This is a genomic window from Bacillus sp. BP-3, assembly GCF_028401955.1.
GTDB lineage: Bacteria > Bacillota > Bacilli > Bacillales > Bacillaceae_G > Bacillus_A.
This window is the reverse complement of record NZ_JAQOTJ010000028.1, coordinates 15,720-28,175: the sequence shown is the minus strand read 5'-3', so window position 1 is coordinate 28,175 and position 12,456 is coordinate 15,720. Positions and strand designations below refer to the sequence as shown.

The window sequence follows — 12,456 nt, the reverse complement described above, 5'->3', positions numbered from 1 at the left end:
TTTATCAGTGTTGACAGATAAAAAGAGGTTCAGACACAAAAACAGGCTGCGGAGAATACTTTCTCCACAGCCTGAAAAACCCGGCCATGGCCGGGTTTTCCCATTATTTACTTACTTCTCCTTCTTGCTTCCCTGGATATTTCGCACCTTCGTACTTATAAATGTAAACTTTAGCAAATTTGTTATCACCTTTATCGTCGAAAGCTACTTTCGTAATTATGCCATCGTATTCTTTTATAGCCCGAACCGCATCACGTACTTGTTCACGCGTTGGATACTTACCGTTATTTTTCTTAATAGCATCTTTTATTCCTTGTAAAATAACACCAGCTGAATCATATCCGTATGCAGAGTATGCTTCCACATCTTTTTTGAACTTCTCTTTATATTCTGTTACAAATGTTTTCCCTTTCTCTGTAACTGTTGGTGCTGTCGCTACTGTGGTATAATACGTATCTTTTAATCCATCTTTTGCAACTTCTCCCATTGTTGGAGAATCGATACCGTCGCCACCCAAAATTGGTGCTGCAACCCCTTTTTCACGCGCTTGCTTTACTAAAACGGATCCTTCTGAATACATACCACCAAAATACACAAGATCTGGCTTTTTCGCGACAACTTGGTTTAACACACCACTAAAATCTTTCTCACCAACTGTAATCCCTTCATAACCGACAATTTTTGCTCCTAGCTTTTCTGCTTCTTTTTTAAATGCGTCAGCTAACCCTGTACCATATGCCGTTTTATCTTGAATTACAAAAATATTTTTTGCCTTTATTGTTTCAAGCGCATATTTCGCTGCCGCCGGACCTTGGAAATCATCTCTTGCAACAAGGCGTGTAACAGTCTTTAATCCACGTTCTGTTAATTCAACTGCCGTACTTGATGGTGATACCATAACAAGATTTGCTTTCTCATACGTTTCTGAAGCGGCAATTGATACACCTGACATTAAATGTCCAACAACGCCTAAAACTTCTTTATCAGCCGCGACAGACTGAGCATTAGCAACCCCTTTTTTCGGGTCACCTTGATCATCTTGCGGAACAAATTGTAATTCAAAACCTAATTTTTTAAACTCTTCTTTTTGTTTCTCTACTGCAAGCTGTGTTCCAAGCTTAATAGATTCTCCAAACGCAGCCGATCCACCTGAAAGAGGGGATTCAGAGGCAATTTTAATTACTTTACTTGTCCTTGCTTCATTTTTCGTAGAGGCTGAATTATCATCTCCTTTACCCGTACACCCTGCCATCATTCCCGCTAATAAAACACTTGATAACAAAAGCGATATCTTTTTCTTCACAGTAACCCTCCTGCTTTTCAATATTTTTAATATTTAAAATATTAATCTATACATAAAAGATGTACAATAAAAATCGTTAGCGTTTTCTCGTATCATTCCGACACGATTTGCTAGCAACTAACATAGAAAAAGAGTCAGTGCATGCACTGACTCTACCATTTCACTATTATTCCTTGCTGACTACTTTGTAAACAAGCCGTAATAACACGAATTACATTTAGAGCTTCCTCAGCAGTAACAGGCGGCATTTCTTGTTTCAGTATCGCATCTCGCACACCTTTATAATAATTCTCATAACACCCTATTTCTGTTGGAACACGAATTTCTTGTTCCTCTGTAGAAAGAACAGTATACATCTGCATAGCATCTTCTCCATAGCCCTCATCACCAGGCTTCATTCCTACCTTTAGCTGATCTTCTTGGGAATCCATTCCATATTTCACGATCGAGCCTTTTTCACCGTGAATGCTAAAATGTGGTCCCGCATATTTAACGTGACTACTGCTATGAAGAATAACACGCATTTCTTCGTAATGAAGAATGATATGAAAATAATCATCTATTTGCGATCCTGGGCGCTGATTGATAACATCTGCATAAACTGCTCCCGGCATTCCAAATAGATATAACGCTTGATCAATGAGATGTGAACCCAAATCAAACAACATTCCTGACCCTGGTAATTTATGTTCTCGCCAACGATCGCGAACATTCGGACGAAATCTATCAAAATGAGCTTCATATGTATAAACTTTGCCAATTGTATCTTCTTGTAATAGTTTTTGAACCGTTCTGAAATCGTTATCCAAGCGGCGGTTATGATAGACACTTAATACAACGTCATGCTGTTTCGCTAGCTTTATCAATTCTTCCCCTTCTTCAACAGAAACGACAAAAGGCTTTTCAACGACTACATGTTTACCGCGGAGAATTGCTTTTTTTGCATATTCAAAGTGCGTTGTGTTAGGTGATGTAATGATAATAAGATCAATGTTCTCTTGCATTACAAGCTCGTCAATTGTTGTAACAACTTCAACATGTGGAAATGATGCTTTTACTTTCTCTTCTTGTGAAGAAACGATCGCACGGATTTCGTAGTCTTCGATTGTTTGCAGCAGCGGAATATGGAAGGTTGTACTAGAAAATCCGTAACCTACAACCCCAACACCTATTTTGTTCATAAAACCCCTCCAAATTATATATAGACTATAATGAATTTTTATTATATCAACTTATCTTTTTTCTACATAATGTTTTGCTTTTTATAATGGCAACATAGATGAACATGCAAAAAAGCCACCCTACTTAGGGTAGCCCTCATATTAAGCTAAATATGCTTCTTTCACAAATTCATTATGCATCAACGCTTTCCCTTCTCCTACCATTTTAATTTCTCCTGTCTGAATCACGTATCCACGATGCGCAATCTGCAACGCTTGATACGCATTTTGTTCAACAAGTAGAATCGTCATTCCTTCTTTATTAAGTTCTGAAATAATTTCAAAGATTTGTTCAACAATAATTGGCGCAAGTCCCATTGAAGGCTCATCTAACATAAGTAAATGAGGCCCGCTCATGAGCGCACGTCCAATTGCAAGCATTTGTTGTTCACCGCCACTCATCGTACCGCCCTTTTGTTCTAGCCGTTCTTTCAACTTTGGGAAATAGTGAAAGGTGCGCTCCATCCGTTCCTTCACTATTCTCTTATCCTTTACTGAAAATGCTCCCATCTCCAAATTTTCTTTTACTGTTAGGCGTGAAAAAATACGTCTTCCCTCTGGTACATGAGCAATTCCTGATAAAGCTGTTACGTGCGGAGATTGTTTCGTAATCGGTTTACCCTCAAACGAAATTTCTCCTGACTTCGGTATAACAAGACCACTAATCGTCTTTAATGTCGTGGATTTTCCAGCTCCATTGCATCCGATAAGCGTTACAATTTCGCCTTTTCCTACAGAAATATTAACGCTTTTTAACGCGTGAATCCCACCATAATACGCATTTATATTGATAAGCTCTAGCAAAATACTTCCCTCCTTTTTTATCTTTCCCGAACAATTTTGCATCATTTTTTTACTTTATTCTGCATTACTTCTCTAACACGGCACTTTTTCCTAAATACGCTTCAATAACTTTTGGATTGTTCCGAATATCGTCCGGGCTTCCTTCTGCAATTTTTTCACCGTGATCTAATACAATGATATGTTCGGAAATCTCCATGACAAGTTTCATATCATGTTCAATTAATACAATTGTTATGTCCAGTTCTTCACGCATACGATAAATAAGAGCTGTTAATTCTTTCGTTTCTTTTGGGTTCATTCCGGCCGCTGGCTCATCCAATAGTAATACTTGCGGTTTCGCTGCAAGCGCTCTAGCAATTTCAAGGCGACGCTGTGCCCCGTACGATAAATTTTGCGCTTCTTCATTTAATAAGTGGGCTAAACCAACATATTCTAAAAGCCCATATGCTTTCTGCTGCGCTCGTTCTTCTTCTCTCTTTACCGCTGGCAAATGTAACAAAACCCCTAACAGGTTACTTTTCAGATGATTGTGAAGTCCTACCATCACATTTTCAAGTACTGTCATATTGTTAAAAAGACGAATATTTTGAAACGTGCGAGCAATACCATACTTTGAAATATCATGCGGCTTCAAATGAGTTATCTTTTCTTCTCCAAGTAGAATGTCCCCTTCATCTGCCTTATACATGCCAGTTACCATATTAAAGAACGTCGTTTTCCCTGCTCCGTTCGGTCCAATTACAGCTGTAATCGATCCTTTTTTCACTTTCATATCAACATTTTTCACTGCAACAAGTCCGCCAAACCGCTTCGTAATATTTTGAACTGTTAAAATCGTCATATACTCACCCCTAGGCTCCAAATACATTCTCTTTTTGTTTTTGTGATTCGATTTGTTTTATCCCGTCTTTTTTCAGCTGCTCTTCATTAAATTTCCGACTTTTTGCAGGGATGAGCCCTTGCGGTCGATACAAAGCAAATAAGATTAAAATACCTCCAAAGATGAAGCGCTGCATTTTGGCCGGAGAAAGTGCATCCGGAATTGCAATCGTTCCACTTAAGTTTAATTGGTTTAACCAGTTTGTTAGTTCAGTAAGTACTTGTAAATTTAAAATTGTCATAACAGCAGCTCCTAAAATTACCCCTGGCACACTCCCCATACCACCAAGCAATACCATAACTAGAATAGTAATCGATTCTAGTAATGTAAAACTTGTTGGATCAACAAAAGTTTGTTTTGCAGCAAAGACAACACCCATCATTCCAGAAAATGAAGCACCGATTGCAAACGCTAGCAGCTTTGTTTTCACAAGCGGAATTCCCATCGCTTGAGCTGCAATTTCATTTTCACGAACTGCCTTCCACGAGCGACCTATTTTCGAAAACTCTAATCGTTTTACAATAAAGATTACGAATAGTAAAATAATAAGCACAATGTAATACACTTGACTCGATTGCAAAAACGTAAACCCGAATAAAGAAGGTGGTTTTACAGAAGATAACCCCATTGCACCGTTCGTAATATTGACTGGTTTATCTAAATTATTAAAAATAATACGAATAATCTCCCCGAATCCAAGTGTCACAATCGCTAAATAATCGCCTTTTACACGTAACACCGGGATGCCTAGTAGGACCCCAAACACTGCCGCAATAAAACCGCCTAGTAAAATAAAAATCCAAAAACTTTCTCCTGACAATGGGTAATGACCAAATGGCATAAAATTATTTGCTTGTACTGTTGCAAAAATACCGTATGTGTAAGCTCCTATTGCAAAAAAAGCAACAAATCCTAAATCTAGCAATCCCGCAAAGCCGACAACGATATTTAACCCCAGCGCCATAGCAATATAAATTCCAACTAATGTTGCCACTTCCATATATGACTGATAAGCAGGACCACCGCTTGCTGTGAATGGAAGCAATATAACTAACACAAATAATCCTATTAACCATTTCCATTTACTATGCAAATTTGTATAATACAATAATAAAAGAGACGATAATAATAGTAGAAATGCCGTTACTGACTTTTGGGCAAAATATAAACTTGCAGCAGTTATCCCCATATAAAGGACTAATAGTATAAGTTGCATCTTCGTATTTTCCCTTATCATTTCTAACTGTTTTCTCATTATGATCACCTACACTTTCTCGGCAATTGCTTTGCCGAAAATGCCTTCTGGTTTAAAAATTAAAACAAGAATTAAAATTCCAAAGGCAAATACATCCTTATATTCAGCTCCCAATATTCCAGAAGATAAAATAGATAAATTTGCAGCGGCGAACATTTCTAGTAGTCCAAGCAAAATACCACCAACCATTGCACCTCGAATATTACCAATCCCTCCTAAAACCGCTGCTGTAAAGGCTTTTAATCCTAAAATAAATCCAATGTATGGATCTATTGTTCCATATTGTACAGCAAACAAAACACCTGTTGCTCCGCCAAGTGCGGAACCGATAAAAAACGTAAGAGAAATTACCTTATTCACATTTACTGACATTAATGAAGCAGTATCACGATCTTGTGCAACAGCACGCATCGCCATTCCCCATTTTGTTTTATTGACGAAAAAGTCTAAAGAGAGCATCATAATAACCGCAAGAACGAGTAGAATAAGTGAGGATGTTTTAAGCTTGGCGTTATTAAAAGAGGACATAATTGCTGAAGCCTGTACTGTAATTTGATCAGTGAATAAAGTAGGACCTGTTATAATGTAATTTCCTTTTTTTAATTCAGCAATAAAGCGAACGATATCTTGCAATAGAAAAGAAACACCAATTGCTGTAATTAACGTAATCAGTTTCGGCGCTTTTCGAAGCGGTCGATACGCAACCCTTTCAATGCCCATCCCAAGAAAACCCGTTATTAGAGATGTTACAACTAAAACAAGTAACAATGCTAACAAAGCTGGCATAACCGTCATTAGGCCAAACCCCATAAAAACAAGAAAAATTGTTGTACCAATAAAAGCACCCGTCATAAAAATTTCTCCATGAGCAAAATTAATAAGTTCTAATATCCCATAAACCATCGTATATCCTAATGCGACAACTGCATACACTGCACCAAGTGTTAATCCATCAATTAGCACTTGAGGAAGGGTATGCATGATTTCTCCGAACATAGAAATTCCTCCCCTTTATTTTTCTCTAAAAAAGGTACGGAACATAAGCACCGTACCCATATCATCTTACTTTTTCTCTACTTCTCCTTCTTGTCTTCCTGGATATTTTTTCTCTGCAAATTTATAAATATATACTTTTGCAAACTTATTATCCCCCTTGCTATCAAACCCTACGTTTGTTACCGCTCCTTCAAAACTATTTGTTTTCCGAACAGTGTCACGCACTTGTTCCCTTGTTGGCATTTTGTTGTTATTTGCTTTAATCGCACCTTTCACTCCTTGCAGTAGTACACCCGCAGCATCATATCCATAAGCTGAATATCCTTCTACCTCTTTATTAAATTTTCTCTTATAATCATCTGCAAACTTCTTTCCTTTTTCCGTCGTTTTCGGGTCAGCAGCGATAGAAGTATAATACGTATTTTCAATAGAATTACCTGCAATTTCTACCATCGTTGCTGAATCCATACCATCACCGCCCATAAACGGAACCATAAGGCCTTTTTCACGAGCTTGCTTCACTAACAGTCCACCTTCTGCATAAAGACCACCAAAATAAATTAAATCAGGTTTTTTTGCGAGTACTTTATTTAACACACCGTTAAAATCTTTTTCTCCGACCGTAATAGATTCATAACCCGCTATGGTTCCACCTAATTTTTCAACTTCTGTCTTAAATGCTTTAGCTAAACCTGTTCCATAAGCTGTTTTATCATCAATAATAAAGACGCTTTTTGCCTTCAATGTTTTCAATGCAAACTCTGCCCCGGCAGGACCTTGAAAATCATCTCTTGTACAAATACGATTTACTACTTTCAAATTACGATCCGTTACTTCAACAGCAGTATTTGTAGGTGATACCATAACAACATTATTTTTTTCATACACTTCAGAAGATGGGATTGCAACTCCTGAATTCATATGTCCAACGACACCAAGCATTTCTTTATCGGCACCAATAATCTGTGCGTTTGCAACGCCTTTTTTCGGATCCGCTTGATCATCATATGGCACAAACTTTAGTTCATATCCTAACTTTTTAAACTCTTCTTTTTGTTCTTCTATTTTCAATTGCGCACCAAGTTTAATTGCTTCTCCTTGCGTTGCAGAACCACCAGAAAGTGGTGATTGCGTCGCTATTTTTATAACCTTTCCACCACCGCCACTCGTACTTGCTGTATCGGTATTACCATTTGTTTTATCACTGCATCCTGTTAATAAACCAAACATACACACCGCCGATAGAAAGAAGGCGAAATTTTTTTGTTTTCTCACTCATGCACCTCCGTAATTTTATTTTTCTAAATTTTTTAAATATTTAGTTAAATGATAATAGAAGTGTTTTATTTGTACAACTACTATTCCTCATACAAATTTAGACAAAAATGCCCGACTTATTATATAAGTCGGGCGTCTTCTTACTGTTTCTTCTTATGTGACCACGTTTCGACAACAAGGCCAACATCACTTACATCTATTAATAAGCTTCCGTTACTATAACGATCTTTATTCCGAAGTGTTTGCGGATCTATTTGTTCTATGACTTGTTTTTCTGTCCGCATACAAACGACTTCATCATCTCGAACGACTTCCACACCGACAATTCGATATGGGTTTTTTTTCAATTCTTTAAAGATAACAAGGCCCCGTTTTGCTCTTGTTGATTTTTCAATTTCTGCTGCCTTTAATCGTTTTACCGCACCCCGTTGTGTAATAAGAACGAGCGCATCTTTCTCAGAATTAACAGGAAGACCGCATACAACGTAATCATCTTCCTTCACATTCATTCCTTTCACACCAGCTGCCCGTACACCAACTGGGCTTACTTCTTCTTCATTGAAAATAAGTGCATAGGCACCATGCGTAGCAAGAAGAATATCTTGCGTTCCATCTGTAACAAAAATATCGACGACTTCATCATCTTTCTTTACATTAACCGCGACAAATGCACGTGAATAACGCTGCACTTTATATTGATTCAATTCTGTTTTCTTAATCATGCCATTTCTAGTGACAAACGTAATAAATCGCTTCTCTTCCTCAAAATTCGGAACAACAGTTGCAAAGACGAGCGTTTCATCACGGTCAAGTGAGACAATATTCGCAACGTGCTGTCCTAGGTCTTTCCAACGAATATCCGGCATTTCGTAAACTGGAAGATAAATATAATTCCCTTTGTTTGTAAATAAGAGAATTATTTCCGTTGTATTCGTATCAAAACGATCTAATAATAAGTCGCCTTCTTTCATACCAAAATCTTTTCCATTGGAAGCATTATGAGAACGCCAACTTGTACGCTTTACATACCCTTCCTTTGTTACTGTTACAATCACATCTTCTTGTGGAATCATGACTTCAACATCAATTTTAATTTCTTCGATTTCTTCTTCAATAACAGAACGACGATCGTTACTAAACGTTTTCTTAACTCTCTTCAAATCTGTTTTAATTACCTGAAGAAGCTTCTTCTCACTTTGTAGAATGGCCTTTAGCTCTTCAATTTTCTTTTGTAATTCATCAGCTTCTTTTTCTAGAGCTGTAATATCTGTATTTGTTAAACGGTACAATTGAAGCGACACAATTGCTTCTGCTTGTACTTCTGTAAATGAGAATTTCGCAATTAAGTTATCTTTCGCATCACGCTTATCTTTTGAAGCACGAATTGTTTCAATGACTTCATCTAAAATAGAGAGAGCTTTCATTAAACCTTCAACAACGTGTTGACGTTTTTCTGCCTTGTTTAATTCGTACTGTGAGCGTCGTGTTACAACTTCTTTCTGATGCCCAATATAAGAATCTAAAATTTTAGGAAGTGTCATCAAGGTTGGTCGGCGATTATGAATCGCTACCATATTGAAATTGTATGGTATTTGCAGTTCTGTATTTTTATATAAGTAATTTAAAATACCTTCTGCATTTGCATCTTTTTTCAATTCAATAACAATTCGAAGACCAGTACGATCCGTTTCATCACGTACTTCAGCAATTCCATCTAACTTCTTATCTAAACGAAGTTCATCCATTTTCTTAACAAGATTCGCTTTGTTTACTTCATAAGGAATTTCTGTAATAACGATTTGCTGTTTTCCGCCGCGAATTGTTTCCACTTCTGCTTTACCGCGAATGATAATTTTTCCTTTTCCTGTTTCATACGCCTTCTTAATACCATCAAGGCCTTGAATAATTCCGCCTGTTGGGAAATCTGGTCCTTTGATGACAGTTAATAACTCATCGACATTACAGTTTGGTTTATCAATGCGCATCATCGTGGCATCAATAACTTCCCCAAGATGATGCGGTGGAATTTCAGTTGCATAACCAGCTGAAATTCCCGTAGATCCGTTCACTAAAAGGTTGGGAAACATAGCTGGTAATACAACCGGCTCTTCACTTGTATCATCGAAGTTTGAAACAAATTCCACTGTTTCTTTATCAATATCACGCAATAACTCAGAAGCAATCGGTGATAAACGAGCTTCTGTATAACGCATTGCTGCTGCTGGATCACCGTCGACACTACCATTATTCCCATGCATTTCAACTAATACGTTTCGTACTTTCCAATCTTGACTTAAACGCACCATTGCTTCATACACGGAAGAATCACCGTGGGGATGATAGTTACCAATTACGTTACCAACTGTTTTTGCCGATTTACGAAATGGTTTATCGTGAACATTTCCTTCCACATACATGGAATATAAAATGCGGCGTTGTACTGGTTTTAAACCGTCTCGCGCATCTGGAAGCGCACGATCTTGAATAATATATTTACTATAACGTGCAAAGCGATCGCCGAGCACGTCTTCAAGCGGGAGGTCATGAAACTTCTCTGCCTGCATGTTATTCCACCTCCGTTGCCATAATCATTTCATTTTCTAGAATATTACCTTCTTCTTGCATACCAAACTGAACATTGCGTTCAATCCACTTACGGCGGGGCTCTACTTTATCACCCATCAATGTTGTCACGCGTCGTTCTGCTCTTGCAGCATCATCAATTTTCACGCGGATTAATGTGCGCGTCTCTGGATTCATCGTTGTTTCCCATAATTGATCTGCATTCATTTCACCAAGACCTTTATAACGCTGAATTGTATAACCTTTACCAACCTTCTGGATCGTGCCATCTAACTCTTCATCTGACCAAGCATATTCAATGACTTCTTTCTTTCCTGTTCCTTTACTTACTTTATATAAAGGAGGAAGTGCAATGAATACTTTCCCAGCTTCAATAAGTGGTTTCATATAACGATAGAAGAATGTTAATAGTAGCACTTGAATGTGTGCTCCATCTGTATCTGCATCGGTCATAATAACAATTTTGTCATAGTTGATATCTTCAACTGAAAATTCTGCTCCAACACCGCCGCCAATCGCATAAATAATCGTGTTAATCTCTTCATTTTTGAAAATATCCGCTAGTTTTGCTTTCTCTGTATTAATTACTTTACCGCGCAATGGCAGGACAGCTTGGAAACGACGATCACGACCTTGCTTTGCTGAACCACCTGCGGAATCGCCCTCTACTAAATATAGCTCGTTCTTTTGCGGATTACGTGATTGTGCTGGTGTCAGCTTACCACTTAATGTTCCTTCTGAACGTTTTTTCTTCTTACCGCCTCGTGCTTCTTCACGTGCTTTTCTTGCTGCCTCGCGTGCTTGTGCTGCTTTGACTGCTTTTTTCACAAGAAGCGTTGCCACATCTGGATTTTCTTCTAAAAAATACGCTAAGTGCTCTGATACAACAGCATCAACAGCTGAACGCCCTTCGCTTGTTCCAAGTTTCCCTTTCGTTTGCCCTTCAAATTGAAGCAACTCTTCTGGAACACGAATGGAAACAATTGCAGCTAATCCTTCACGAATATCTGTTCCTTCTAAATTCTTATCTTTCTCTTTTAACAACGAAACTTTACGTGCATACTCGTTAAAAACACGAGTCATCGCTGTTTTAAACCCAGCTTCGTGCGTACCGCCATCTTTCGTACGTACATTATTTACAAAAGAAAGAATGTTCTCAGAATACCCATCATTAAATTGAAAAGCTAATTCTGCTTCTATACCGTTTTGCTCTCCAGTAAAATATACAACCGGGTGTAAAGAGTCTTTCTCTTCATTTAAATATGAAACAAACGCTTCAATTCCTGTTTCATAATGAAAAACATCTTCCAAATCATTACGTTTATCTTGAAGTACAATTTTCATACCTTTTAATAAAAAGGCTGATTCACGTAATCTTTCACATAACGTTTCATAGTTATAATTCGTTGTGCTAAAAATTGTTCGATCTGGTTTAAAATGAATTGTTGTTCCAGTATCTCTTGTTTTTCCAATTTTTTCAAGAGTTGTAACTGGAACACCCCCTTTTTCAAATCGTTGTTCGTATACGTAACCATCTCGTTTAATTGTAACAACAAGCCATTCAGACAGCGCGTTTACAACTGAAGCACCAACACCGTGTAAGCCACCGCTCGTTTTATAACCACCTTGTCCAAATTTACCACCAGCATGAAGTACAGTTAAAATAACTTCTGGTGTAGGTTTTCCGAGCTTATGCATTCCTGTCGGCATACCACGCCCTTTATCTACTACACTTATACTATTATCTTTATGTATTATCACTTTAATTTCATCGCCAAAACCCGCTAATGCTTCATCAACGGAATTATCTACGATCTCATATACTAAATGATGTAATCCGCGGCTATCCGTACTCCCGATATACATACCCGGGCGTTTCCGAACGGCTTCAAGCCCCTCTAGCACTTGAATTGCATCTTCATCATATTGAAACTGACGCTTAGCCAAACTCCTTGCCCCTTCCTATCCAAAAAATCAGAACATATGTTTCTTATTATAGAATAACGCCTTTTCCTTGCTTTTGGCAAGTCACGTTATGTCTTTCATATACTATTTTCATAAGAAAAATCCTTGTTTGTCACAAGGATTCCTCTACGCTACTATTTCAGAAAAGTAATCGTTTGTCAACGAAATATGG

The 12,456-nt window shown here is 37.8% G+C and carries 9 protein-coding genes; all 9 read right to left on the bottom strand.

Annotation, left to right across the window (positions count from 1 at the left end; translation table 11 throughout):
• Window positions 1-103: 103 nt before the first annotated feature.
• Window positions 104-1,255: a branched-chain amino acid ABC transporter substrate-binding protein gene (locus PLX19_RS24450; protein ID WP_272191499.1), complete on the bottom strand. Its 1,152-nt coding sequence runs from the start codon at window positions 1,253-1,255 to the stop codon at window positions 104-106.
• Between the two features lie 200 nt (window positions 1,256-1,455).
• Window positions 1,456-2,484 carry an oxidoreductase gene (locus PLX19_RS24445; protein WP_272191497.1) on the bottom strand — a complete coding sequence of 343 codons (1,029 nt, stop codon included), beginning with the start codon at window positions 2,482-2,484 and terminating at the stop codon, window positions 1,456-1,458.
• A 141-nt stretch (window positions 2,485-2,625) separates the two neighbouring features.
• Window positions 2,626-3,369: an ABC transporter ATP-binding protein gene (locus PLX19_RS24440; protein ID WP_272191496.1), complete on the bottom strand. Its 744-nt coding sequence runs from the start codon at window positions 3,367-3,369 to the stop codon at window positions 2,626-2,628.
• A 22-nt stretch (window positions 3,370-3,391) separates the two neighbouring features.
• Window positions 3,392-4,168 (bottom strand): ABC transporter ATP-binding protein, encoded by a 777-nt coding sequence (locus tag PLX19_RS24435; protein ID WP_272191494.1) that lies wholly within the window; start codon window positions 4,166-4,168, stop codon window positions 3,392-3,394.
• 10 nt (window positions 4,169-4,178) lie between these two features.
• Window positions 4,179-5,462, bottom strand: coding sequence for a branched-chain amino acid ABC transporter permease (locus PLX19_RS24430; protein WP_272191493.1), 1,284 nt, complete (start codon window positions 5,460-5,462; stop codon window positions 4,179-4,181).
• Between the two features lie 9 nt (window positions 5,463-5,471).
• Complete coding sequence (locus PLX19_RS24425) at window positions 5,472-6,458, bottom strand: branched-chain amino acid ABC transporter permease (protein WP_272191492.1); 987 nt, start codon at window positions 6,456-6,458, stop codon at window positions 5,472-5,474.
• Between the two features lie 66 nt (window positions 6,459-6,524).
• Window positions 6,525-7,733 carry a branched-chain amino acid ABC transporter substrate-binding protein gene (locus PLX19_RS24420; protein ID WP_272191491.1) on the bottom strand — a complete coding sequence of 403 codons (1,209 nt, stop codon included), beginning with the start codon at window positions 7,731-7,733 and terminating at the stop codon, window positions 6,525-6,527.
• Between the two features lie 143 nt (window positions 7,734-7,876).
• Window positions 7,877-10,300, bottom strand: a complete 2,424-nt coding sequence (gene parC, locus PLX19_RS24415) for a DNA topoisomerase IV subunit A (protein ID WP_272191490.1) — start codon at window positions 10,298-10,300, stop codon at window positions 7,877-7,879.
• A 1-nt stretch (window position 10,301) separates the two neighbouring features.
• Window positions 10,302-12,266, bottom strand: coding sequence for a DNA topoisomerase IV subunit B (parE, locus tag PLX19_RS24410; RefSeq protein WP_272191489.1), 1,965 nt, complete (start codon window positions 12,264-12,266; stop codon window positions 10,302-10,304).
• Window positions 12,267-12,456 lie beyond the last annotated feature (190 nt).

Excerpts from the sequence above, each read along its gene's own strand:
- PLX19_RS24435 (WP_272191494.1), bottom strand. The coding sequence starts at position 4,168 with ATGACGATTTTAACAGTTCAAAATATTACGAAGCGGTTTGGCGGACTT.
- PLX19_RS24445 (WP_272191497.1), bottom strand. The coding sequence starts at position 2,484 with ATGAACAAAATAGGTGTTGGGGTTGTAGGTTACGGATTTTCTAGTACA.
- PLX19_RS24430 (WP_272191493.1), bottom strand. The coding sequence starts at position 5,462 with ATGAGAAAACAGTTAGAAATGATAAGGGAAAATACGAAGATGCAACTT.
- PLX19_RS24450 (WP_272191499.1), bottom strand. The coding sequence starts at position 1,255 with ATGATGGCAGGGTGTACGGGTAAAGGAGATGATAATTCAGCCTCTACG.
- parC (WP_272191490.1), bottom strand. The coding sequence starts at position 10,300 with ATGCAGGCAGAGAAGTTTCATGACCTCCCGCTTGAAGACGTGCTCGGC.
- PLX19_RS24440 (WP_272191496.1), bottom strand. The coding sequence starts at position 3,369 with ATGCAAAATTGTTCGGGAAAGATAAAAAAGGAGGGAAGTATTTTGCTA.
- PLX19_RS24425 (WP_272191492.1), bottom strand. The coding sequence starts at position 6,458 with ATGTTCGGAGAAATCATGCATACCCTTCCTCAAGTGCTAATTGATGGA.